Source organism: Pseudomonas sp. Q1-7 (genome assembly GCF_028010285.1).
In the GTDB taxonomy this organism is placed as follows: domain Bacteria; phylum Pseudomonadota; class Gammaproteobacteria; order Pseudomonadales; family Pseudomonadaceae; genus Metapseudomonas.
Map to the genome: position 1 here is coordinate 4,445,807 of NZ_CP116304.1, position 21,784 is coordinate 4,467,590.

Annotated in this window: 18 protein-coding genes, 1 tRNA gene and 3 pseudogenes; 7 read left to right on the plus strand and 15 right to left on the minus strand. The window is 62.6% G+C overall.

Annotated features, from left to right (window positions below):
* Positions 1-4: 4 nt before the first annotated feature.
* The 3 genes from PJW05_RS20590 to PJW05_RS20600 all read right to left on the minus strand — a co-directional run bounded on the left by PJW05_RS20590 (position 5) and on the right by PJW05_RS20600 (position 2,817).
* On the minus strand, positions 5-1,336 hold the full coding sequence (locus tag PJW05_RS20590) for an IS4 family transposase (RefSeq protein ID WP_271407860.1): 1,332 nt from the start codon (positions 1,334-1,336) through the stop codon (positions 5-7).
* Between the two features lie 125 nt (positions 1,337-1,461).
* Positions 1,462-2,529 (minus strand): AI-2E family transporter, encoded by a 1,068-nt coding sequence (locus PJW05_RS20595; protein WP_271408814.1) that lies wholly within the window; start codon positions 2,527-2,529, stop codon positions 1,462-1,464.
* A 36-nt stretch (positions 2,530-2,565) separates the two neighbouring features.
* Positions 2,566-2,817 carry a sulfurtransferase TusA family protein gene (locus tag PJW05_RS20600; protein WP_271408815.1) on the minus strand — a complete coding sequence of 84 codons (252 nt, stop codon included), beginning with the start codon at positions 2,815-2,817 and terminating at the stop codon, positions 2,566-2,568.
* Between the two features lie 155 nt (positions 2,818-2,972).
* Between PJW05_RS20600 and PJW05_RS20605 the strand changes: the two genes are divergently transcribed.
* Positions 2,973-4,406, plus strand: a complete 1,434-nt coding sequence (locus PJW05_RS20605; protein ID WP_271408816.1) for a M48 family metalloprotease — start codon at positions 2,973-2,975, stop codon at positions 4,404-4,406.
* A gap of 93 nt (positions 4,407-4,499) precedes the next feature.
* On the opposite strand, the gene nadA is transcribed toward PJW05_RS20605, so the two are convergent.
* The 3 genes from nadA to PJW05_RS20620 form a co-directional block, all read right to left on the minus strand.
* Positions 4,500-5,558 (minus strand): quinolinate synthase NadA, encoded by a 1,059-nt coding sequence (gene nadA / locus PJW05_RS20610; protein ID WP_271408817.1) that lies wholly within the window; start codon positions 5,556-5,558, stop codon positions 4,500-4,502.
* Between the two features lie 217 nt (positions 5,559-5,775).
* Positions 5,776-7,155: an MFS transporter gene (locus tag PJW05_RS20615; protein ID WP_271408818.1), complete on the minus strand. Its 1,380-nt coding sequence runs from the start codon at positions 7,153-7,155 to the stop codon at positions 5,776-5,778.
* 179 nt (positions 7,156-7,334) lie between these two features.
* Complete coding sequence (locus tag PJW05_RS20620; RefSeq protein ID WP_271408819.1) at positions 7,335-8,294, minus strand: LysR family transcriptional regulator; 960 nt, start codon at positions 8,292-8,294, stop codon at positions 7,335-7,337.
* A 119-nt stretch (positions 8,295-8,413) separates the two neighbouring features.
* On the opposite strand from PJW05_RS20620, the gene PJW05_RS20625 reads away from it, so the two are divergent.
* The 6 genes and pseudogenes from PJW05_RS20625 to PJW05_RS20650 all read left to right on the plus strand — a co-directional run bounded on the left by PJW05_RS20625 (position 8,414) and on the right by PJW05_RS20650 (position 15,185).
* Positions 8,414-9,595, plus strand: coding sequence for a fumarylacetoacetate hydrolase family protein (locus tag PJW05_RS20625; RefSeq protein WP_271408820.1), 1,182 nt, complete (start codon positions 8,414-8,416; stop codon positions 9,593-9,595).
* A gap of 45 nt (positions 9,596-9,640) precedes the next feature.
* A complete protein-coding gene (locus PJW05_RS20630; protein ID WP_271408821.1) occupies positions 9,641-11,425 on the plus strand; it encodes an IlvD/Edd family dehydratase in 1,785 nt (594 codons plus the stop codon).
* Between the two features lie 185 nt (positions 11,426-11,610).
* Complete coding sequence (locus tag PJW05_RS20635; RefSeq protein WP_271408822.1) at positions 11,611-13,200, plus strand: aldehyde dehydrogenase (NADP(+)); 1,590 nt, start codon at positions 11,611-11,613, stop codon at positions 13,198-13,200.
* A gap of 70 nt (positions 13,201-13,270) precedes the next feature.
* Positions 13,271-13,716 (plus strand): annotated as a pseudogene (locus PJW05_RS20640) (hypothetical protein); the annotation flags it as partial.
* Positions 13,705-13,915 (plus strand): annotated as a pseudogene (locus tag PJW05_RS20645) (hypothetical protein); the annotation flags it as partial. The pseudogenes PJW05_RS20640 and PJW05_RS20645, both read left to right, overlap by 12 nt.
* A 364-nt stretch (positions 13,916-14,279) precedes the next feature.
* The gene (locus PJW05_RS20650) at positions 14,280-15,185 is read left to right on the plus strand and encodes a fimbrial protein (protein WP_271408823.1); all 906 of its coding nucleotides are present in this window, start codon (positions 14,280-14,282) and stop codon (positions 15,183-15,185) included.
* Positions 15,186-15,527: 342 nt separating this feature from the next.
* Here the strand turns inward: PJW05_RS20650 and PJW05_RS20655 are convergent.
* The 9 genes and pseudogenes from PJW05_RS20655 to tolR all read right to left on the minus strand — a co-directional run.
* Positions 15,528-15,697, minus strand: a pseudogene (locus tag PJW05_RS20655) (transposase); the annotation flags it as partial.
* 265 nt (positions 15,698-15,962) lie between these two features.
* A tRNA-Lys gene (locus PJW05_RS20660) sits at positions 15,963-16,038 on the minus strand.
* Between the two features lie 57 nt (positions 16,039-16,095).
* Positions 16,096-16,770 carry a 7-cyano-7-deazaguanine synthase QueC gene (queC, locus tag PJW05_RS20665; RefSeq protein ID WP_271408824.1) on the minus strand — a complete coding sequence of 225 codons (675 nt, stop codon included), beginning with the start codon at positions 16,768-16,770 and terminating at the stop codon, positions 16,096-16,098.
* 64 nt (positions 16,771-16,834) lie between these two features.
* Complete coding sequence (gene queE, locus PJW05_RS20670; RefSeq protein ID WP_271408825.1) at positions 16,835-17,482, minus strand: 7-carboxy-7-deazaguanine synthase QueE; 648 nt, start codon at positions 17,480-17,482, stop codon at positions 16,835-16,837.
* A 126-nt stretch (positions 17,483-17,608) separates the two neighbouring features.
* The gene (ybgF, locus tag PJW05_RS20675) at positions 17,609-18,436 is read right to left on the minus strand and encodes a tol-pal system protein YbgF (protein WP_271408826.1); all 828 of its coding nucleotides are present in this window, start codon (positions 18,434-18,436) and stop codon (positions 17,609-17,611) included.
* A 6-nt stretch (positions 18,437-18,442) separates the two neighbouring features.
* On the minus strand, positions 18,443-18,940 hold the full coding sequence (gene pal / locus PJW05_RS20680; RefSeq protein WP_271408827.1) for a peptidoglycan-associated lipoprotein Pal: 498 nt from the start codon (positions 18,938-18,940) through the stop codon (positions 18,443-18,445).
* Between the two features lie 58 nt (positions 18,941-18,998).
* Entirely contained in the window at positions 18,999-20,303 is a 1,305-nt protein-coding gene (tolB, locus tag PJW05_RS20685; protein ID WP_271408828.1) for a Tol-Pal system beta propeller repeat protein TolB, read from the minus strand.
* The gene (gene tolA / locus PJW05_RS20690; protein WP_271408829.1) at positions 20,300-21,310 is read right to left on the minus strand and encodes a cell envelope integrity protein TolA; all 1,011 of its coding nucleotides are present in this window, start codon (positions 21,308-21,310) and stop codon (positions 20,300-20,302) included. Before tolA ends, tolB begins: the two co-directional genes overlap by 4 nt.
* Positions 21,310-21,768, minus strand: coding sequence for a protein TolR (gene tolR / locus PJW05_RS20695; RefSeq protein WP_271408830.1), 459 nt, complete (start codon positions 21,766-21,768; stop codon positions 21,310-21,312). The genes tolA and tolR overlap by 1 nt, the downstream gene beginning before the upstream one ends.
* Positions 21,769-21,784: the final 16 nt, after the last annotated feature.

Here is a 21,784-nt window from a genome sequence, read left to right on the forward strand (position 1 = left end):
CTGTTCACTTAAGCGGAGCAGCCTTGCGGTCCACCGGGTAGCGGGTCTTGGAAATCTTCACCGTCCTGGGTCTTGATGGCTTGGGGCGGTGATCCAGAAACAGCCCGCCAATACCGGCTCGCAACTCCGACAGGCGACGGCCCGTGGCCGAAATCGGGTTGGCCGCCGCCATCACGATCAATTGCACGGCGATATAGTGAGCCACCGGCTTGAAGCGGATGTCGGCGGGTGAGCGGCCGAAGGCGACTGCCGCCTGACCGGCCTCACGGCGGATGATGTTGTAGGCCAGCAACAATCCCCAGACCTCCTGGTAGACCAACGCCTTGACCTTGCTGCGCAGGGTCACCGCATTCTGCTGCAGGGAACTCTTGATGTTCCGGAAACCCAGTTCGATCTCCCAGCGCTCCCGGTACAGTGTGGCGACCGCCTTGGCGCTGTAGCGCTCGGCCGGCAGCGAGGTCAGAACGGTTTTTACCTTGCCCTGGACTTCGTAGCTGACCTCGCGCACCTCCCAGTGCGTGGGTAGGTTCGGGTTACGGTTTCGCGCCTGGGGCGACACCTTCATGCGCAACAGGCGATCCCCTTTGCCATAACGCGTCACTTCCTCGCTGACTAGACCCTGGCGGGCCGGGATCAACCAATGTCGGTGGTCACCGCCCTTGTTCAACCCCAACAGCAAGTCGGCGCTCCAGAACCCCTTGTCGAACAAGGTCACCGAATGGTCGGGAATCTGCTGCACAAAGGCATCGGCCAAGCGCATTTCACTGCGCCTGTATGGGCTCAGCTGGGCATCCAGAATCAAGTGCGAGCGCACATTCATCAGGGCCACGAGCCGCAGCATGGGGAACGGCGTCTGACGGTCGGTAGCGGTATTGCCAGAGCCGAAATGCTCCCGCAGTTCGGGTGTATCCGGGGTGCGCAGCAGTGCACCATCCACCGCCAACACCTGCAGGCCCTGCCAGCTATCGCCGTCATAGCGCTCACACCCCCATTGCTGACCCGTCTGGCGAAACAGCCATTCAACCGGATCGGCCCCCAGCCGTTTGCGTGCCTCGGTGACCCCACTTCTGGCCAGCAGGTGGTCGGAGGCCAGACCCTGGGCGCAGATGTTCAGGCGCCGCGCCACCTCATGGACCGGCTCGTCGCGGAACAAGGCCATGCCGAGCACCAGCCAGAGCACCTGATCACTGGGCAGGCGCCGGCGGCGGATGGTGGCTTGGGCAGAAAGGTCCAGCGCCGACGCCACCCACTCGATCGGGATGTTTTGGGTGAAGGTGCTCAAGTCGGAGAAGTTGAACAACTCGCCCAGGTCGAGCAACTGCTGTTGAAAGGACATAAAAAATCCGATGCCAGAGGTCTGGCATCGGATTCTCGGGGAGCTTCGGCTGCAGCTCAAATGCTTATGTGAACAGCATTACGGAAATGTCCGGGCTTTTTCATGTCATCCACCGACGCGAACGCCTAGATGTTCCGCGGAACCGGGCCGGCGCGCGGCCAGGCGTCCAGCACGGCCTTGAACAGGGTCGCCAGGGGGATCGCGAAGAATACACCCCAGAATCCCCACAACCCGCCGAACAGCAGCACGGCACAGATGATCGCCACGGGGTGCAGGTTCACCGCTTCGGAAAACAGCAGCGGCACCAGCACGTTGCCGTCCAGGGTCTGGATCACGGTGTAGACCACCATCAGGTAGATGAACTGGTCGCTCCAACCCCACTGGAACAGCGCGATCAGCGTCACCGGCACCGTCACCACCACCGCGCCTATATAGGGCACCACCACCGAAAGCCCCACCAGCAATGCCAGCAGCGCCGCGTAGTTGAGCCCCAACCAGACGAAGGCCACGTAGGTCACCGCGCCACAGATGAGGATTTCGATCACTTTGCCGCGGATGTAGTTGGCGATCTGTGCGTTCACCTCGACCCAGACCTGGGTCATCAGCCCTCGTTCGCTGGGCAGGTAGCCGCTGAACCAGCGCCCGATCAGTTCCCGGTCCTTGAGGAAGAAGAACACCAGGATGGGCACCAGAACCAGGTAGATCAGGATGTTGACCAGCAGCGGCAGGCTGGAGAGGGAGAAGGTCAGCGCCCACTGGCCGAACTTGGCGACTTCGCTGCGCGTCACATCGATGGCCTTGAGCACCTGTTCGTCGGTCACCAGGTGTGGATAGCGCTCAGGGAGCAGCAACAGCAGCGATTGCCACTCGCCGAGCATGCCCGGCAGCTCCTGGAACAGGGTGCTGAGCTGCTGCCAGAACAGCGGCATCAACACACCCAGGATCAGCGCCAAGGCACCGATAAACAGGGTAAAGACAATCCAGACCGCCAGGGATTTCGGTAAGCGCAGGCGCTCCAGCAGATTGACCAGCCCCTGCATGAGAAACGCCAGCACCATCCCGGCGAGCACGGGCGCGAGCATGTTGCCGAGGGTGAGGACGGCGGCGAAGCCGAGAATCAGGACCACTGCCAGTACCACGGCCTCCTCGTCGGAGAAGTAGCGCTGGACCCAATCGCGAAGCACCTTGAACATCGGAAATCCTTGGATGGCTCGCCCTGCGGGCGCGGGTCAGGCCTTGCGCAGCCAGTAGCGGAATACGCCGTCTTCGACTTCTTCGTGCAGCAACTGGTGCCCGGCCAACTGCGCGAAGGCGCGGAAATCCCGTTGGGAGCCGGCATCGGTGGCGATCACCTTGAGCACCGCGCCACTGGGCAGGCGATTGAGTTCGAGCTTGGCCTTGAGCAGCGGCAAAGGGCAGTTCAGCCCACTGGCATCCAGCTCGGCGTCGAAAGCATGGGTTCGACTGGCGGTGTCAGTCATGGTGAATCTCCGGGGAAGGCGCCTGGCGGATCGCCCGGAAGGTCGCGGGCGGAAATACTTGAGCGGGCGGTTAGGATACCCAAGGCAGAGCGCTGCTGGCCAGCCGGCGGCGCAGAAGGCTACAGTTAGGCCTTTGCCGCCAACGAGCCCAGTGCATGAATCTTCTGCGCCCCACTCTGCTGACGCTTGCCTGCTTTCTCGCTTCGCCCGTCATCGCCAACGACCTGCCGTCGCTGGGGGACTCCAGTTCGTCCATCATCTCCCCGGAACAGGAACACCAGCTCGGCCGTGCCTGGCTGAGCCTGCTGCGCGGCCAGGTGCGGCAACTCAATGACCCGCAGCTCAAGGACTATGTGGAAACCAGCGTCTATCGCCTGGCCGAAACCAGCCAGTTGCAGGACCGCCGCCTCGAGTTCGTGCTGCTCAACAGTCCACAGCTGAACGCCTTCGCGGCGCCCGGCGGAATCATCGGTGTCAACGGCGGCCTGTTCCTCTATGCCCCCACCGAGGCTGAATACGCTTCGGTGCTGGCCCACGAACTGGCGCACTTGTCGCAGCGCCACTTCGCCCGTGGCGTCGAGGCTCAGCAGCGCATGCAGATCCCGGTGATGGCGGCGATGCTGGCGGGCATCGTGGCCGCCGCCGCGGGTGCCGGTGACGCCGGGATGGCCGCGATCATGGGCTCCCAGGCCGCAGCCATCCAGGAACAGCGCCGCTTTTCCCGGCAGAACGAACAGGAAGCCGACCGTATCGGCCTGCAGAACCTGGAGAAAGCCGGCTACGATCCGCGCGCCATGCCACGCATGTTCGAGCGCCTGATGCGTCAGTACCGCTTTGACGCCAAACCGCCGGAATTCCTCCTCACCCACCCGGTGACCGAAAACCGCATCGCCGACACCCGCAACCGCGCCGAGCAGTTGCCTCCCGGCGGCATCGAAAACAGCCTGCGCTACCAACTGATGCGCGCCCGCGTGCAACTGATGTTCGAGGACACCCCGGGCGTTGCCACCAAGCGTTTCCGCGCCATGCTCGACGAAGACCCGAAGCTGGATGCCGCCCGTTACGGGCTGGCCATCGCCATGATCAAAGGCGGCCAGTTGAACCAGGCACGGGAGAACCTGGCCCCCCTGCTGGCCAAGGCCCCCAACGACATGACCTACAACCTCGCCCAAGTGGACCTGGATATCACCGCCAATCGCCTGGCCGATGCCCAGCAACGCGTCGACCGCCTGCTCGGCCAATACCCCAACAGCTATCCACTGAAGCAGATGCGAAGCGACCTGCTGCTCAAGCAGAACAAGCCCAAAGAAGCGGAGAAGGTGCTCGATCAGTTGCTCAAGAGTCGCCCCAATGACCCGGACGTCTGGTACCAGGTGGCCGAAGTACGCGGCCTGGCCGGCAACACCATCGGTCTGCACCAGGCCCGTGCCGAGTTCTTCGCCCTGGTCGGCGATTTCGACCAGGCCATCGAGCAACTGGATTTCGCCAAGCGCCGCGCCAGCAGCAACTTCCCACTGGCCGCGCGCATCGACGCACGCCAGCAGGAGCTGATCCAGCAGCAGCAGATGGTCAAGCAGATGATGCGCTGAGGCTACGGAAGCACGCCTTGACCTGCCGGGGCGAATTCATTCGCCAGGCAGCCCCGCGAAAGCCCGGACCTGTCCGGGCTTTTCATGGCCCGATCAGGCGTTGCCGGCCTGTTTCAAGCGCGCGGCCTGGGTGAAGTCCAACATGCGCTTGAGCGGCTTGATGGCCTTCGGAATCAGCGCAGGGTCTACGAATATCTCGTTGGTCCCCTCACGCAGGCACTGCAGTGTGCGCTCCAGCGTGTTCATGGCCATCCACGGGCAGTGGGCGCAGCTGCGGCAAGCCGCGCCGTTACCGGCGGTGGGCGCCTCGATGAACTGCTTGTCCGGGCACAGCTGCTGCATCTTGTAGAAGATGCCCCGGTCGGTGGCAACGATGAAGGTCTTGTTCGGCAACGTCTGCGCGGCCTTGATCAGTTGGCTGGTTGAGCCGACGGCATCGGCCAGCTCGATCACGGCCTCGGGGGACTCCGGATGGACCAGCACAGCGGCCTCAGGGTACAGGGCCTTCATGTCCTGGAGCTGCTTGGCCTTGAACTCCTCATGGACGATGCAGGCACCGTCCCAAAGCAGCATGTCGGCACCGGTTTCGCGCTGGATGTAGCGGCCCAGGTGCTGGTCCGGCGCCCAGATGATCGTCTCGCCGTTGTCCATCAGGCTCTCGACGATTTCCAGGGCGCAACTGGAGGTGACCACCCAGTCGGCACGGGCTTTCACCGCAGCGGAAGTATTGGCGTAGACGACGACAGTGCGCTCGGGGTGTTGGTCGCAGAAGGCGGAGAACTCGTCCACCGGGCAGCCCAGGTCCAGGGAGCAGGTGGCTTCGAGGGTGGGCATCAGCACGCGCTTTTCCGGGTTGAGGATCTTCGCGGTCTCACCCATGAAGCGCACGCCGGCAACGACGACGGTCTTGGCCGGGTGCTGGTTGCCGAAACGGGCCATTTCCAGGGAGTCGGAAACGCAGCCGCCGGTTTCCTCGGCCAGGGCCTGGATCACCGGGTCGCAATAGTAGTGGGCGACCAGTACGGCATCGCGGGCCTTCAGTTCGGCGGCGATGGCGGCACGGTAGTGCGCCTCCTCCTCGGCCGTCAGCGGCTTGGGCTGCTTGGCGGCAAGATGGGCCTGGACCAGAAAGCGTTCGGATAGCTGTGTCATGAGAGCTGAACCTGCGAGCGCGATGGCGCGGAATCGATTATACACCCGCCCCCGGAGCCAACGCGCCAAGGGGGGCGGCGGATAATAACGCAGATTTGCCGGGCCAGGGACTGCCCCCGCGACCGCCGTCCGTCCGCGCCTGGGGAACCCCCTCAAAAGCGAAGTCCGCCCTCATCAGGCGGACTCCTCGGTTGGACACCGGGTGGAAAGCTCAGACTCAGCTTATCGCCAGCTCCGACTGTGCATCGGAGGCGGACCTGGAACTCGCCGGCCGGCCGAGCATGGCAGCGGGGATCGCCAGGATCAGGCCGCCGCTGATGAACAGGCACAAGGCGAGGACATAGGTGCCGTTGTTGATGTCGCCGGTGAGCGTCTCGGCCATGGCGGTGATCATCGAGCCGGTGAAACCGGAAAGGTTGCCGAAGGCGTTGATCATGCCGATGCCGGCTGCCGCCGCAACGCCCGAGAGCACGCTGCCGGGCAGGGTCCAGTAGATCGGCATCAGGCTGAGCACACCGGAGGCGGCCAGGGTCAGGAACAGTACCGACAACACCGGACTGTGGGCGAACATGGCACTGAGGATCAGCCCGATACCGCCAACGAAGGCAGGGATCGCCGCGTGCAGCCGTCGTTCGCCGGTTCGGTTCGAATGCCGCGCATTGAGCAGCATCGCCACCAGCGCCGTGCCATAGGGGATGGCCGTCAGCAGACCGATATGCAAGGGGCTGATGATGCCGGCGCTCTTGATGATCGATGGCATCCAGAACGCCAGGCCGTAGAAGCCGGTGTTGAAGGTCAGCAGGATCAGCACCAGCAACCAGACTCTCGGGTTGAAAAACACTTCGCCCAATCGCGACGCCTTGCCCTCACCGTCGTGCCGCAGGTTGGCCTTGAGCACGGCCTTCTCTTCGGGGGACAGCCACTTGGCCGAATCGATGCCATCGCACAGGCAGGTGAACACCACTACGGCCATGACAATGGATGGCAGACCTTCGATCAGCAGCATCCATTGCCAGCCGGACAGGCCATGCACGCCATGCATGGCGGTCATCAGCCACCCGGAGAGCAGGCCACCCAAGGTCAGGCTGATGGGCAGGGCGACCAGGAAACCGGACATCACCCGGCTTTGCCGGTAAGTCGGGAACCAGTAGTTGAGGTAGAGGATGACGCCGGGGAAGAAGCCAGCCTCGCAGACGCCCAGCAGGAAGCGCAGCACGTAGAACATGGTACTGGCCTCGACTTGGAAGAACTGGGCCAGAGGCGCCGTGAAAGCCACCGCCATGGACACCATCGCCCAGGTGATCATGATTCGGGTGATCCAGAAACGCGCGCCATAGCGGTGCAGCAGAAGGTTGCTGGGGACTTCGAAGATGAAGTACCCCCAGAAGAATACGCTGGCGCCCAGGGCATAGACGGTATTGCTGAACTGCAAATCGCCAAGCATGTCGAGCTTGGCGAAGCCGATGTTGACTCGGTCCAGATAGGCCGCGATGTAGCAAAGCAGCAGAATAGGCAGGGTACGCAGCACGACCTTGCGATAGAGCCGGTCCTCGCTGGCGAGGTCTTGGGTCTGCGTCTGTTCTGGAACTCGTTGCATGGTGCTAACCCCTAGGCATGTGACATGCCTGATTGTTGTTATTTACAGGGTCGCCAATGGCGCCGGCCCGGCAGTGGGCCCGCTCGGCCGGGCAAGCCGGTCGAAGGCGATGGCGGCTAATCTAGGGGAGCTATCGATTCAATCCCAATGGCTTTTTTGGATTAATCGATAACGTGGGGTTATTGGAAAACCTCGCTTACACCTTTCACTTCCTGGGCATTGGCCAGCAGAATCTCGGCGAACTCCTGCGCCGATCCCACCAAGGCTTCGCCCTTGCGGGTCAGGATGCCGTAGTCCTGCGGTGCGAGGTGCAGCGGTGTGTCCAGGGTTTTCAACGCGCCACTTTTAAGGTGCGGCTCGACCATCACGCTGGGCAACATGCCGATCATCGGGCCGCTCTGCAGGACCTGGATGAAGGTCTGCATGGAGATGGTCTCAATGGTGTTTCGCGGTTCAGCCACCCGTGCCTTGGCAAACGCGTCCTCCATGCGTCTGCGGATCGGCGTGCCCTTGGGATAGATAATCCAGGGCCAATCCACCAGTTCCTGCAGGGGCATGCTCCCCGCCTTGCACAGCGGATGCTGGCTGTTGACCACAATGGAGAAGGGTTCCGGCGCCAGGGGCTGGAAGTCGTAGCGTTGCGCCTGCCCCTGTTCGGTGAGGCGCCCGATGGCCAGGTCCAGGGTGTGCTCCTCAAGCATCGCCATGAGATGGTCGCTGGTCTGTTCCACCACCTCGATCGCCAACAGCGGCCAGCGCTGCTTGATCTGCACGATGGCCCGGGGCAGCACCACCGCGGTGGCGGCGAAGATCGCCCCGACCTTGAGGTGACCATGGCCACCGGCGCTGAGGTTGTTGATCTGCTCGACGAAACCGCGGGCGCCGTTCAGCACCAGTTGGGCGTAGCGCAACACCTGCTCGCCCAGCGCCGTGGGCTGCATGCTGCGCGGTTGCCGCTCGAAGACTGCGAAGCCCAACAGGCTCTCGATTTCCTTGAGCATCTTGCTCAGGGCCGGCTGGCTGAGATTCATCTGCTGAGCAGCCAGATGCATGTTGCGAGTGCGGCCCAGGGTATCGATGAGCAGCAGATGCCTGAACCTGAGCCAACTGCAGAAGGTAGTGAAGGAAAGGTCCGACATCTGTGCTCTCCAGCGGGAATCCGATAACCCCTGGTTATCGAATATTGAGAATATTCCATTGGAGTTTATCCGGTGCCGGCCCTAGCGTGCAGGTCTCGCGCATCAGGAAGTCTGCATCCATGTCGATTCACCTCACCCCCGAAAACACCCTCCCCGCCGATGGCCTCTCCGCCACCCTGATCGGTCGCGCCTGGGTTCCCGGCCCGGTGCCGGGTCCCTCGCCCATCGTCCTGCGCAGCGACGGAGTCTTCGACCTGTCCGCGCGCTTCGCCACCCTCAGCGAACTGCTGGAGCTGGACTCGCCGCTGCAGGCCCTGCGCGAGACGCCCGGCGTCTTCCTGACCAGCGTGGAGGAGCTGCTGGCCAACAGCGGTCCCGATGCCTCCCCGGAAAAACCGAGCCTGCTCGCACCGCTGGACCTGCAGGTGATCAAGGCCGCCGGCGTGACCTTCGCGGCCAGCATGCTGGAACGGGTTATCGAGGAGAAGGCCGCCGGTGATGCAGCCCGGGCCGAAGGCATACGATCCCAGGTGCGGGAGGTGATAGGCGACAACCTGCGCGCCGTCCGACCGGGCTCGGAACAGGCGCAACGGCTCAAGGCGCTGCTCATCGAGCGCGGCATGTGGTCGCAATACCTCGAAGTGGGCATAGGCCCGGACGCAGAAATCTTCACCAAGGCCCCCGTTCTCTCCGCCGTGGGCAGCGCCAGCCAGATCGGTATCCATCCACGCTCGCAATGGAACAACCCGGAACCCGAGGTGGTTCTCGCGGTCAACAGCCGCGGCCGAGTCCAGGGCGCTACCCTGGGCAACGACGTCAATCTGCGCGACTTCGAGGGCCGCAGCGCGCTGCTTCTGAGCAAGGCCAAGGACAACAACGCCTCCTGCGCCATCGGCCCATTCATCCGCCTGTTCGACGAGAGTTTCGACCTGGACGCGGTGCGTCGCTGCGTGGTTGATCTGGAAGTGCTGGGCACCGACGGCTACCGGCTGCAAGGTTCCAGTTCGATGGAGCAGATCAGCCGAGATCCTCTGGAATTGGTGACACAGGCCCTGAACCCCAATCACCAGTATCCTGACGGCTTCGTGCTGTTCCTCGGTACGCTGTTCGCCCCCACTGAGGATCGCGATCATCCCGGCGCCGGATTCACCCATAAGCCTGGCGACCGAGTCAGCATCAGCAGCCCGTTATTGGGAGGACTGCACAACGAAGTGACCTACAGCGACGCCGCGCGCCCCTGGACCTTCGGCCTCGGCGCCCTGCTGCGCAACCTGACCGCGCGTGGCCTGCTGCCCCGCTGACCCAATGCCGTGCCGGTCGCCCACCAGAACAAGAGATCGACGCCCATGACATCTACCCCACAACGCCGCCTGCGCAGCCAGCAATGGTTCGACGACCCGGCCCACGCCGACATGACCGCGCTCTACGTGGAGCGCTACATGAACTACGGACTGACCCGTGACGAACTGCAGTCCGGCCGCCCGATCATCGGAATCGCCCAGACGGGCAGCGACCTGGCACCTTGCAATCGCCACCACTTGGAGCTGGCCCAACGCGTCAAGGCCGGCATCCGTGACGCCGGCGGTATTCCCATGGAATTCCCGGTGCACCCCATCGCCGAGCAGAGCCGCCGGCCCACTGCGGCCCTCGACCGTAACCTGGCCTACCTGGGACTGGTGGAAATCCTTCACGGCTACCCCCTGGATGGCGTGGTGCTGACCACCGGCTGCGACAAGACCACCCCGGCGTGCCTGATGGCCGCAGCCACCACCGACCTGCCCGCCATCGTGCTGTCCGGCGGCCCCATGCTCGACGGCCACCACAAGGGAGAACTGATCGGCTCGGGCACCGTGCTCTGGCATGCCCGCAAGCTGTTGGCGGCCGGCGAGATCGACTACGAAGGCTTCATGGAAATGACCACCGCGGCCTCACCCTCGGTGGGCCACTGCAACACCATGGGAACGGCCCTGTCGATGAACGCCCTGGCCGAGGCCCTGGGTATGTCCCTGCCCGGCTGCGCCAGCATCCCGGCGCCCTATCGCGAACGTGGGCAGATGGCCTACGCCACCGGCAAGCGCATCTGCGAACTGGTACGCCAGGACGTGCGGCCGTCGCAGATCATGACCCGTGAAGCGTTCGAGAACGCCATAGCCGTGGCCTCGGCGCTTGGTGCCTCGAGCAACTGCCCCCCACACCTGATCGCCATCGCCCGGCACATGGGCGTCGAACTGACCCTCGACGACTGGCAACGCATCGGCGTCGACGTGCCGCTGCTGGTCAACTGCATGCCGGCGGGCAAGTACCTGGGTGAAGGCTTCCACCGCGCGGGCGGCGTGCCGGCCGTTATGCACGAACTGCAGAAGGCCGGCCGCCTGCACGAGGGCTGTGCCACCGTCAGCGGCAGGAACATCGGCGAGATCGTGCGAGACGCGACCACCAGCAACCGCGATGTCATCCTGCCCTACGAGTCGCCCCTCAAGCATGGCGCAGGCTTCATCGTACTGGGCGGCAACTTCTTCGACAGCGCGATCATGAAGATGTCGGTGGTGGGCGAGGCGTTCCGCAAGACCTACCTGTCCACTCCGGGGGCAGAAAACCGTTTCGAAGCCCGCGCCATCGTCTTCGAGGGACCGGAGGACTACCACGCACGCATCGACGATCCGAGTCTGGACATCGACGAGCACTGCATTTTGGTGATCCGTGGCGCCGGCACCGTGGGCTATCCGGGCAGCGCCGAGGTGGTCAACATGGATCCGCCGGCGAGCCTGATCAAGCGCGGCGTAGACTCACTGCCCTGCATGGGCGATGGCCGCCAGAGCGGTACCTCGGCCAGTCCTTCGATTCTCAACATGTCGCCGGAAGCGGCGGTGGGCGGCGGTCTGGCCCTGCTGCAGACCAATGACCGGCTGCATATCGATCTCAATGGCCGTCGGGTCGAACTGTTGGTCGACGAAGCGGAACTGGAGCGCCGGCGCCAAGCCTGCAAGCCCAGCATGCCTGCTTCCCAGACACCCTGGCAGGAGATCTACCGACAGATGGTGGGCCAGTTGTCCACCGGTGGCTGCCTGGAGCCAGCGACCCTGTACATGAAGGTCATCGCCCGTAACGGAGAGCCAAGGCACTCCCACTGAGGAGGGCCAGGCTCCCGTCCTCGGGGGGGCTTCCCGCCTTGCGCCGCCCCCATGCCCGCGCCCTCACGAGGGGTCGGGCACCGTCCAATCCCCCTCGTCCGGCCGCCCCGCACCGGCTGCCTGGCTCCGGCCCACAAGGCCGGGGCCTCCCCACCGCCCCACTTGCCCCCAGACAGGAGAACCTCATGCTGAACCTGATTGGCCACAACTATATCGGCGGAGAACGACGCGCCGCCGGCGATACCCGACTCCAAAGCCTTGACGCGAGCACCGGCCAGGCGCTGCCCTACACCTTCATCCAGGCCACCCCGGAAGAAGTCGACGCCGCCGCCACGGCGGCAGCGGCCGCCTATCCGTCCTTTCGTGCCCTGGCAGCCGTTCGCCGCGCCGGGTTTCTTGAAGCAATCGCCGACGAACTGGACGCCCTGGGCGACGACTTCATCGCCCTGGTGAGCCGCGAAACCGCCCTGCCGACGCCCCGAATCCAGGGTGAACGCAGTCGCACCAGCACTCAGATGCGCCTGTTCGCCCGGGTACTGCGTCGCGGCGACTTCTACGGGGCGCGCATCGACCGAGCCCTACCCGACCGTCAACCCCTGCCTCGCCCGGACCTGCGCCAGTACCGAATCGGGGTCGGCCCGGTCGCGGTGTTCGGTGCCAGCAACTTTCCCCTGGCCTTCTCCACTGCCGGGGGCGATACCGCCTCAGCGCTGGCTGCAGGCTGCCCAGTGGTGTTCAAAGCGCACAGCGGTCATATGGCAACTGCCGAGTGCGTTGCCGACGCAATCATCCGCGCGGCGGAGAACACCGGTATGCCGAAGGGGGTGTTCAACATGATTTTCGGCTCTGGCGTGGGCGAGGCGCTGGTCCGGCACCCCGCCATCCAGGCCGTTGGCTTCACCGGCTCGCTCAAGGGTGGCCGCGCGCTGTGCGACCTCGCGGCCGCGCGCGCCCAGCCGATTCCAGTGTTCGCCGAAATGTCCAGCGTCAATCCGGTGGTGATTCTGCCGGGGGCTCTGCAGGCGCGCGGCGCGACCGTGGCCAGGGAACTGGCCGCCTCCGTCGTACTCGGCTGCGGTCAGTTCTGCACCAATCCCGGCCTGGTGCTGGGCATCCGCTCAGCGGCGTTCAGTGATTTCGTGGCCCAACTGGGCGACTGCATCGCCACCCAGCCGCCCCAGACCATGCTCAATGCTGGCACGCTACGCAGCTACGCCGAGGGTGTAGGCCGGCTGCACGCCCATCCCCGAGTCACCCACCTGGCCGGTGGCGAGCAAAGCGGCCTGCAGGGCGTGCCACAACTGTTCAAGGCCGATGTCGAAATGCTGCTACAAGGCGACCCGCTGCTGCAGGAAGAAGTATTCGGGCCGACCACCCTGGTGGTGGAGGTCGCCGACCGCGATGAACTGACGCGTGCACTACGGACTATGCACGGCCAGTTGACCGCCACCCTGATTGCCGAACGCGACGACCTGCTCTCCTACCGCGAGTTGATCGGCCTGCTGGAGGAGAAGGCCGGGCGCGTGCTGCTCAACGGCTATCCCACCGGCGTGGAGGTCTGTGACGCCATGGTCCACGGCGGGCCCTATCCGGCGACGTCCGATGCCCGAGGCACCTCCGTGGGCAGCCTGGCGATCGATCGTTTCCTGCGCCCGGTTTGTTATCAGAACTACCCGGACGAACTCCTGCCCGAAGCGCTGCAGGACGCCAACCCACTGGGCATCCAGCGCCTGGTGGACGGCACCTGCAGCCGCGAGCCAGTGGGCCAGGCTTAACCCGCGCCGACCGCTGCCGCACCGGAAATGGTGCGGCATCTCATTCAGGATCCTGCCGTTTCGGACACCTATGTCCAGTCCCACCCCGCTCTACCAGATCGAAGAGAGCCCAGACCTCTACGTCGAAGCCTGCATGTACGACGAGCAGTGCAACTTGGTCTTTCTCTCGGCCTGGGGCCGCGATACCGTGGACGGCCGGCGCCCACCTGTCTTCCCCAACCAGGATCTCCTGGAAAAACACACCACCCGGCAGTTCCGCGGCACGCTGTTTGGCAGCCTGCTGAACCTCTGGCTGTTCGATTGACGCGCCTCGGCGCCCGACCGAGGCTATCACTTCGCTTTCGCACTCCTGCAGCCCGATAAGGATCCACACCAACGGCTCTGGCCGCTGGTGAAGAAGACCTGTCCGCTCGCCCTCCTGCAGCACTGGCGCGAGCCGGCGATAGAGGTACTCACCCAGCACAGATGATGACCGCCCTTCCCGGGGCGATCGGCAACGTCTGCGCCTGGCGAATCGGGCAGAAGCACCCAGTGCGTGGGGTGTTCTTCAGCTACGCCGGCAGCTCGCAGATCACCTGCCTGCAGCTGATGGCCAAGAAGAGCGCCACGGCTCAGAGCACATCGGGAGACGTTCCTGAGTCAGGTCTCGACTCGTTAATCCAGGATGGGGACTCGATGAGCGACGGCTTTGGTACGACAGTTTGTTATGGCATGAAGTACAGGCCACCCACGGGTGGCCTGTATTTTATTTCTCGTCGAGAGGAGTGACCCAGCTCAAACCAACCAGAACCGACGAAGAATGTATCTGGATATTTGTCAGCGTAGGCGAGGGAGCCAATCTAATGCTAGGAATTTTCCTACAAAAGAATATAAGGAACCGGAAAAATATAGGACGTGGCCTATACACATCAATGCATGCCCTTGATTAACATTCAAATCAATTAGTCACTAGAACCGCCCTTCAGGCACTCAGCCAGCCCAACAGGCAGGAAGAGCAGAAAGGGCGGTGACAGCCAAGCGAAAACAGCGTTCTCATATATTACCCAGGCACTTTTCCATATCCACTTCGTCGCCATTACATGAAGATCAAGAACACACTCTACCAGACCTTAGCCCTTGTCCTGATTCTCTTCATTCCCTGTAGCGCCAGCATGGCAAAATCCATTTCCGCCTTCGGCGGTCGTGACATAGTCGTACCGTCGACATTACCGACAGGAGCGATTGTAGCGCGCTACAACTTCACTCCAATGCAGGCGTGCGACAAGCCCACCTGCAAGATTGACCATGTCAAGTTGAGTAACAAGGGCAGTATTTGGAGTTCGGTAAGCGGTCCCGATCTGGAGACTACCGTTCCCGGCCTGTCAGTACGCATGCTGATCGATGGAGTAGCGCTAACCTCAAGCTTTAAAGGGACCTTCTCACAGACCGCGGAAGTTCAAGTATTCCGAAACAATTTACCGCTCTCGGAGGGTCGCTTTTCGGATGGAGTATTCAATAGTTACTTTTACCTTGCACCACCCTTTGGTGACGCCACATTTGTCGACCTATCAGGAAAAGTTACCACAGTCAGCGGAACATGCTGGAGTTCGAATCAAACTGTAAAACTCTCCCCTACCACGTCTGCCCAATTGCCGGGTGTCGGTATGACCACAGGCGCCACTCCATTCAATCTTGTCATAAATGACTGTCCACAAGGCTTCAACCGCATTGGATATTCGATCCAACCAGTGGGTGGAATCATGGTTGGAGGATCTGGGACCCTCCCACTATTAGCTGGCTCCAGCGCAACAGGTCTAGCGATCCGTATCGTCGATGCGTCCGGCATACCGCTAAATCCGGGAGTTTCGCTGCCGGTAAACGAATACAACAAGAACACCGGCGGATCGTACAAGATCCCGATGAGCGCATCGTATATACAAACGAGCGAAAAGGTAACGCCCGGCTCCGTTCAAGCAGCCATGGTAGTTTTTCTTGACTATCAATAAACATAGAGTCAAGTAGCCTCGCCCCATCATGACCAGGGAAACTCCGAACACGTCAGCGGTGGGCAGCCGATTGGCGGCCGAATTGCTTTTTAGCCCGGTCTTCGCCGACAAACTTCACCAGAAACCCGGCTTTTGACCCTAATGCTGTTCACATACGAAGTAACTGGACTCGATCAGTCCCCTCATTCCTTTGGGAGAGGGTTAGGGAGAGGGAGAGGGGGAAACGACTGTTTCGCAGGGATTTCGCCCCTCTCCCCAGGCCCTCTCCCATAAATGGGAGAGGGGAGCGAGTCACGCGCGCTTAAGTGAACAGCATTAGGCTTTTGACCGGTTTTTTGCGTTTTACCGGCGCACCTCTCCCGCTTCGCCAGCAACTCTCGGCGGGCCATCCACACGTTCGACAGCACGAACAAGGTGACCAGTTGCGCGGTGTTCTTTGCTAGGCCCCGGAAGCGCACTTTGGCGTAGCCGAACTGCCGTTTGATCACCCGGAATGGATGCTCGACCTTGGACCAGTTTTGCAGCAGGTGGATGCGCAGCATGGCTTCCAGCGGACACCTGTCTATCAACGACACCAAGGCCTTGGTGCATACCGTCGCCAGCGCTTCGCACGCCTGCAGGGCAATTTCAGGGGCTTAGAAACAGAAAAGCCCACCTAGATAGGTGGGCTTTTCCATATTGACATCACTTCAATGCGGCCTAATTGTCGGCCTGGACTGCTGCAAGGCTAGAAAGGTGCACCCTTTCCTAGACCTACGCAACGCGCCCCTTAGAAAATGGTGGGTCGTGTAGGATTCGAACCTACGACCAATTGGTTAAAAGCCAACTGCTCTACCGACTGAGCTAACGACCCAACGCGAGGCGCATGATACTGATTTTATTCAGGAATTCAACACCCCTCGAAAAAAATTTACTGATAGCGTGTCGGGTCCTTCACACCCGCCGCAGTGAAGCCGGCCGCGCGCAGTCTGCAGCTGTCGCACTTGCCGCAGGCACGACCGTCGTCGTCAGCCTGGTAGCAAGACACCGTGAGACTGTAATCCACGCCTTGGTGGATGCCTGCCTGGACGATTTCGGCCTTGGTCAGGTTCTGCAACGGCGCCTGAATGCGGAAGCCCTCCCCCTCGACACCGGCCTTGGTGGCCAAGTTGGCCATACGCTCGAATGCCTCGACGAACTCAGGACGACAATCCGGATAGCCGGAATAATCCACGGCGTTGACGCCGATGAAGATATCGCGCGCGCCAAGCACTTCGGCCCAGCCCAGGGCCAACGACAGGAAGACCGTGTTGCGCGCGGGCACGTAGGTTACCGGAATGCCTTCGGTCGGACTTTCCGGTACGTCGATGGAGCTGTCGGTCAGGGCGGAACCGCCGATACCATTCAGGTTGAGACCGATCACTTTGTGTTCCACCACGCCCAGTTGCCGGGCGATACGTTCGGCCGCATTCAGTTCGGCACGGTGCCGCTGGCCATAGTCGAAGCTCATGCTGTAGCAGGCGTAGCCTTCGGCCCGCGCCAGGGCGACTACGGTGGCCGAATCCAGGCCACCGGACAACAGGATGACCGCTTTCTTCTCGCTCATGGGATGTCCCTCGAAATCGGCCCGCCTCCGCTCGGAGGCAGGCGGTGTGCGCAAACGCGCCAGATCAGTGGCCCGGCTCGTCGTTCCAGAGAATCTTGTGCAGTTGCAACTGCAGGCGCACGGGCAGGTTGTCGGCCACTATCCAGTCCGCCAGGTCACGGGCGCTCACCTGCTTGTGACTGGGGGAGAACAGCACCTCACCGGCGCGTTGCTCCAGGCGGTACTCGATCAGCTTGGACACCGCCCAGTCATAGTCCTCGCGGGAACAGATGACGAACTTCACCTGATCGTTCGCCGTCAGGTGGGCAATGTTCTCATAGCGGTTGCGACTGACTTCGGCGGAGCCCGGCGTCTTGAGGTCGACCACCTTGCTCACCCTCGGGTCCACGGCGGCGACATCGAGGGCGCCGCTGGTTTCCATGGACACCTCATAGCCGGCATCGCAGAGCCGCTCGAGCAATGGGATGCAGTTGGGCTGGGCCAGTGGCTCACCGCCGGTGACGCAGACATAACGCGGCTTGTAGGCAGCGACGCGTTCGAGGATGGCGTCGAGCGACATGATCTCGCCACCGCTGAAGGCATAGGCGGTATCACAGTACTGACAGCGCAGGGGACAGCCGGTCAGGCGCACGAAGACCGTCGGCAGGCCGGCGGTACGTGTTTCCCCCTGCAACGAGTAGAAAATCTCGGTAATTCGCAGGGTTTGATGCATATCAGCCACGGGCGTGACGGCGAAACAGGCCATCCGCCTCCGTTGCGGGAATGAAGGTTGGAGGCCGGCGATTCTAACGAAAAAACCCGCGACTGGCGCGGGTTTTCGTAATCCGAAGAGCGGGTATCAGGGTAGGCGCTGCAGGTCGCGCTGAGCCAACTGGGCGGCCGAGCTGCCCGGATACTGGGTGATGACCTGCTGGAGGATGGTCTTCGCCTTGGCCGTATTACCCAGGCGCTGCTCGACATCGGCGAGCTTGTACAGGGAGTCCGGCACCTTGGCGTGCTGCGGATAGGCCTGGCCAACGCGGGCGAAGGCCTGGCTGGCGCCTTGCAGGTCACCCTTGGCGAGGTTCACTTCACCCAACCAGTACTGGGCATTGCCGGCGTACTGACTGTTGGGGTATTTGCGCAGGAAGGCAGTGAAGGCCTGACTGGCCTTGTCGAAGTCCTTCGCCTTGATCAGGTCGAAGGCTGCATCGTAGTAGAGCTTTTCCTTCGCGGGGTCGGCCGGTTCGCTGCTGGCGGCGGGTTGCTGCTGCGCAGGAGCGGTCGTGGTACCGCTGGCCGCAGGCGTGCCCGCGGCGGGAGAATTCTGGGTGGCGGGTGCGCCAGCGGCGGCACCACCGGAAAGACGGCGATCGAGGTCCTGGTAACGTTCCAGGCTTTCCTGCTTCAGGCGCTGGATTTCGTACTGCTGCTCCTCGAGCATGCCGCGCAGGCGGGCGATCTCTTCCTGCATCTGCTGGAGCTGCATGAACAGCTCGCCCTGCGCGGAGACGGAGGCTGTGGGAGCCCCCGTCCCTGCGTAGGCAGCACCAGTCGTGCCGAAACCGGCAGGCGGATAACTGCCGCCGTAGCCGGCGTTGTTATCCACTACGGGAACCTCGGCCAGCGCCGCGAACGGCAGGCTGGAGAGGACCAGGAAACTCAGAACACGACTGGACTTGCGCATGGCAAATTACTTGCGCAGTTCTACACGGCGGTTTTGCGCCCAGGACTGCTCGTCGTTGCCAGTGGCAACCGGACGCTCTTCGCCGTAGGAAACCAGTTCCAGCTGGGCCGGGGAAACGCCCTGCAGAACCAGGTAGCGCTGAACGGCCTTGGAACGACGCTCGCCCAGAGCCATGTTGTACTCGCGGGTACCGCGCTCGTCGGTGTGGCCTTCCAGGACAACACGGTTGCCGTTGGATTTCAGGTCCTTGGCGTGTACGTCCAGAGCGCGCATGGCTTCCGGCTTCAGGTCGGAGCTGTCGTACTCGAAGTAGAAGGTGGTGATAGCGCGCAGAGCGGCTTCTTCGCTCATGCTGCCGTCTACGCCACTGCCACCGGCGTTGTAGCCAGCGTTCGGGTCGACAGCGCCTTCGCCAGTGCCTTCGCCACCTTTGGACGAGCAACCAACAGCTACGGCCATGGCCAGAGCAAGAGCAGCAAATTTGCCGAATTTCAGCATTTCCATCATGTAACTCCTAATGAACCCCAGGTGTGTTTAGCAAAGATATTTTTTAGTGACCGCTTCAGTTCAGGTACGGCGACCAGGACGGTTCGCGAATGTCACCCTGAACTGTGGGAATCGGGACTCGTACGCGCCCGTTTGTAGACACGAGCATCAGTACGCCGCCCCCCTGCTGGCGAGTTGCGTAGATTAGCATGGTGCCATTGGGCGCAACAGTGGGCGAATCGTCCAGCGTGGTGCCGGAAAGGATGCGCGGAGCGCTGCCCGTACGGGTCAGATCCTGGGCGGCCACCTTGAAGTTGGTGAAGCCGTCCTGGCGGTGAATCATCACCAGCATTTTCTCGTCAGCCGAAAGCTTCGGGTTGGCGTTGTAGTTACCGGTGAAGGTCACGCGCTGCGGTTCGCCGCCATTGATGCTGGCTTTGTAGATTTGCGGTTTTCCAGCGCGATCCGAGGTGAAATAGAGAGTCTGGCCATCCGCGCCCCAGAAGGGCTCCGTGTCGATCGACATATTGTTGGTCACACGACGCAGTTGGCGACTGCCCAGGTCCATCACGTAGATCTCCGGGTTGCCGTCCTTGGACAGCACGAACGCCAGGCGATTGCCCTCCGGCGACCAGGCCGGAGCACCGTTCAGGCCTTCGAAGTTGGTGATTTGCTCACGGCGGCCGGTGTCGATGTGCTGGATGAAAATGCGCGGCCGCTTCTGCTCGAAGGACACATAGGCGATGCGGCGGCCGTCCGGCGCGTAGCGCGGCGACAGGATCGGCTCGCGCGACTGCAGCAGGGTCACCGCGCGCTGGCCGTCATAGTCGGAGCGCTGCAGGGTGTAGCGGGTATTGTTCACCGAGAAGCGTTCGGCGGTCACATAGAGCATGCGGGTGGAGAACGCACCCTTGATACCCGTGAGCTTTTCGAAGGACTGGTCGGCGATGTAGTGCGCCATGTCGCGCAGCTGATCGGTGGAACCACTGACGTTGCCGGCCATGACCTGCTGTTCAGTGGTGACGTTGAACAGGGCGAACTGCACCTGCAGGCGCCCACCGGCCGGAACGATGCTGCCGACCAGCACGTACTGGGCGCCCAGTGCCTTCCAGTCGCGGTAGATCACTTCGCTGGCCTGGGTAGGCAGGCTGATCATGTTCTGGCGTGGGATCGGCTCGAAATAACCGGAGTTGCGCAGGTCGTTGCCAATGACGTCGGACATGTCGGTGGGCAGCACGGTGCCGCCCTGCCAGCCGAAGGGCACCACGGCGATCGGGGTCGCCCGGTCGGTACCACTGGTAATCACCAGCGGGTCGGCGGCCTGGACGGAGCCGACCAGCATGGCCACGCCGATCAGGACGATACGAATCAGGGTTTTCACAGACCTAAATCCTCCGGTTTGAAGATGACGCGCCGCTGCCTGTACATCCGGTCAAAGGTAGCGCGATCCAGTTGTTGCATTTCAGGGATACGCCCGACGCTGCGGACCGCGCTGACGGCCGAGCTGTCGAAGGGCGCATCGCCGCTGGAGCGGGTGACGCTGGCGTTGGTGATGGTGCCGTCCGGCAGCATCTCGATCAGTACCTCTACGCTCATGCCGTTACGCGCCGACGGCGGGCGACGCCACTGCTCGCTGACCAGCTTGATGATCAAGTCATCGAGGCTGCCGGCAACCTGGTCGCCCACTTCGTCGGCCAGCGCCTGTTGACGCCCCACGTCCTCGGACAGCAGTTCGGCCAGTGCGGCGGCCTTCTTGTCTTCGGCAGCCTTGCGCTTGGCTTCCTCGGCCGCCTTCTTCTTCGCAGCATCGGCGGCGGCTTTCTTCTTGGCGTCCTCCGCAGCCTTCTTCTTGGCGGCTTCGGCCGCGGCCTTTTTCTTCGCGTCCTCGGCCGCTTTCTTCTTCGCCGCTTCAGCAGCCTTTTTCTTGGCTTCCTCTTCGGCTTTCTTCTTGGCGATATCGGCCTGCTTCTTCTCTTCGGCCTTCTTCGCCTCCTCGGCTTTCTTGGCTTCGGCGGCTTTCTTGACCTCCGCGGCCTTCTGCTCGGCTTCGGCCTTTCGAGCCTCTTCGGCTTTCTTTTGTTCCGCCGCCTTGGCCGCCGCTGCCTTCTGTTCCTCGGCCTTTTTCTGCTCCAGTTGCTCGGTCTCGAACTGCGGGGCAGTCGTTTTCTTGGCCTCCCCTGCGATCTTCTGGTTGGTCTGGGTCGTGGCCTGGCTCTGGGACTTGAGCTGATACAGGGTGGCCTGCACGATGGGCCGGGCTGGCGGCAGTTCCGGGGTAAAGGCGAAGCTGACGAACAGCATGCCGAACATCAGGGCGTGCAGGGTTACAGCCCAGATGGTCGGCCAAAAATAGCTTTCCGAGGAGGAGCGTTCGCTCTGCTGCTGCATCAGGGCGCCTCGGTAATCAGCCCGACGTTGGCCACGCCGGCCTTCTGCAGGCCGCCCATCACGGCCATCACGGCGCCGTAGTCGACCGCCTTGTCACCGCGGACGAAGACCTGCACGGTTTTACCCTGGCGGCTGTTCTCGGCCATGATGCCGGAGGCTGCCTGGACCAGGCTTTCCAGGGAAACCGAGGTCTCGCTGTTCTCGCCCTGGTCGGTGTCGACCTCTTCGCCCATGTTCCAGTAGTAGGACTTGTCGGCCTTGATCGAGATGGTCAGCACGCGGGCGTTGTTGTCCTGCGGCAGGGCCTCGCTGGAAACCTTCGGCAGGTCGACCTTGACACCCTGGTTGAGCATGGGCGCGGTGACCATGAAGATCACCAGCAGCACGAGCATGACGTCGATGTAGGGCACGACGTTCATCTCGGCGACCGGTTTGCGTTTGTGGCGGATTCTGGCCATGGCTTGAAACCTTTCC

Bases quoted from the DNA above. Each gene is read 5' to 3' on its own strand.
- PJW05_RS20590 (WP_271407860.1), bottom strand. From the start codon at position 1,336: ATGTCCTTTCAACAGCAGTTGCTCGACCTGGGCGAGTTGTTCAACTTC.
- PJW05_RS20595 (WP_271408814.1), bottom strand. From the start codon at position 2,529: ATGTTCAAGGTGCTTCGCGATTGGGTCCAGCGCTACTTCTCCGACGAG.
- PJW05_RS20600 (WP_271408815.1), bottom strand. From the start codon at position 2,817: ATGACTGACACCGCCAGTCGAACCCATGCTTTCGACGCCGAGCTGGAT.
- PJW05_RS20605 (WP_271408816.1), top strand. From the start codon at position 2,973: ATGAATCTTCTGCGCCCCACTCTGCTGACGCTTGCCTGCTTTCTCGCT.
- nadA (WP_271408817.1), bottom strand. From the start codon at position 5,558: ATGACACAGCTATCCGAACGCTTTCTGGTCCAGGCCCATCTTGCCGCC.
- PJW05_RS20615 (WP_271408818.1), bottom strand. From the start codon at position 7,155: ATGCAACGAGTTCCAGAACAGACGCAGACCCAAGACCTCGCCAGCGAG.
- PJW05_RS20620 (WP_271408819.1), bottom strand. From the start codon at position 8,294: ATGTCGGACCTTTCCTTCACTACCTTCTGCAGTTGGCTCAGGTTCAGG.
- PJW05_RS20625 (WP_271408820.1), top strand. From the start codon at position 8,414: ATGTCGATTCACCTCACCCCCGAAAACACCCTCCCCGCCGATGGCCTC.
- PJW05_RS20630 (WP_271408821.1), top strand. From the start codon at position 9,641: ATGACATCTACCCCACAACGCCGCCTGCGCAGCCAGCAATGGTTCGAC.
- PJW05_RS20635 (WP_271408822.1), top strand. From the start codon at position 11,611: ATGCTGAACCTGATTGGCCACAACTATATCGGCGGAGAACGACGCGCC.
- PJW05_RS20650 (WP_271408823.1), top strand. From the start codon at position 14,280: ATGAAGATCAAGAACACACTCTACCAGACCTTAGCCCTTGTCCTGATT.
- queC (WP_271408824.1), bottom strand. From the start codon at position 16,770: ATGAGCGAGAAGAAAGCGGTCATCCTGTTGTCCGGTGGCCTGGATTCG.
- queE (WP_271408825.1), bottom strand. From the start codon at position 17,482: ATGCATCAAACCCTGCGAATTACCGAGATTTTCTACTCGTTGCAGGGG.
- ybgF (WP_271408826.1), bottom strand. From the start codon at position 18,436: ATGCGCAAGTCCAGTCGTGTTCTGAGTTTCCTGGTCCTCTCCAGCCTG.
- pal (WP_271408827.1), bottom strand. From the start codon at position 18,940: ATGGAAATGCTGAAATTCGGCAAATTTGCTGCTCTTGCTCTGGCCATG.
- tolA (WP_271408829.1), bottom strand. From the start codon at position 21,310: ATGCAGCAGCAGAGCGAACGCTCCTCCTCGGAAAGCTATTTTTGGCCG.
- tolR (WP_271408830.1), bottom strand. From the start codon at position 21,768: ATGGCCAGAATCCGCCACAAACGCAAACCGGTCGCCGAGATGAACGTC.